This window comes from Acinetobacter sp. BMW17, assembly GCF_001592855.1.
Classification (GTDB): Bacteria; Pseudomonadota; Gammaproteobacteria; order Pseudomonadales; family Moraxellaceae; genus Acinetobacter; species Acinetobacter johnsonii.
Genome location: NZ_LSOD01000059.1, coordinates 1 through 902 on the forward strand (window position 1 = coordinate 1; position 902 = coordinate 902).

General features: G+C 40.6%; 1 protein-coding gene. It reads right to left on the reverse strand.

Going from position 1 to position 902, the window contains the following annotated elements:
* Window positions 1-52: 52 nt before the first annotated feature.
* Window positions 53-902 (reverse strand): IS5 family transposase (locus tag AXW61_RS16965; protein WP_062035480.1); only part of this gene is annotated, 850 nt, incomplete at its 5' end.

Consider the following 902-nt stretch of genomic DNA (forward strand, 5'->3'; position numbering starts at 1 on the left):
GGCTTTGTTGCACAAAGATTTAAAAATTAAGATTTCCCATATCTACTCAAATTTAAGTGGCAACTTGGGTGTGAGGTCGGCCTAACTCTGTGAATTTATTTAATACTGCTACACGTGCATGCATCTCATTGACTTGGCTTTGAAAGTTTCTCGAACTGAGTTTATCCCCCAATAATTTGATGCAATGCATCTTAGTTTCGACCAAACTTCGCCGATGATAGCCTGACCATTTTTTCCATAGTGTCCTGCCTAAACGTTTAACTGTTCGAAGTAATTCATTTCGCTCTAGCGAGCTGATCTTTGTATCTTTCCAAGGTTTCGCATTTTTTCTTGGCGGAATCACCGCATGCGCTTGCCGATCTGTAATGACCTGACGGCATTGCTTGGTGTCATAAGCTCCATCGGTATAAACAGAGTCAATCTGATCATCTTGTGGAATCTGATCGAGTAAATCACCAAGCACTTGTGAATCACTCACATTATTTGTAGTGAGTTGAATAGCGCGTATTTGAAGGGTTTCAGCATCTATACCAATATGAAGTTTACGCCATTGGCGACGATATTCAGGTTGGTGTTTCTTACGCTTCCATTCACCTTCGCCTAGAAACTTTAAGCCAGTAGAATCGACGAGTAGCTGGAGACCATTACTGCTTTTTTGATAGTTAATTGCAATATCAATATGCTTTTGTCTTCTGCAGATGGTGGAATAGTCTGGTGCTGTCCAATCTAATCTACAAAGATGAATGAGACTTTGCACAAAGCCAGTGACCATGCGTAAAGACAATCGAAATAGGGATTTGATCATCAGACAGCATTGGATGGCTGTATCTGAATAAGTTTGATTTCGACCATGTTTACCTTTGGGTTGAGCGTACCATTGAGTCTTGGGATCAAACCAAATT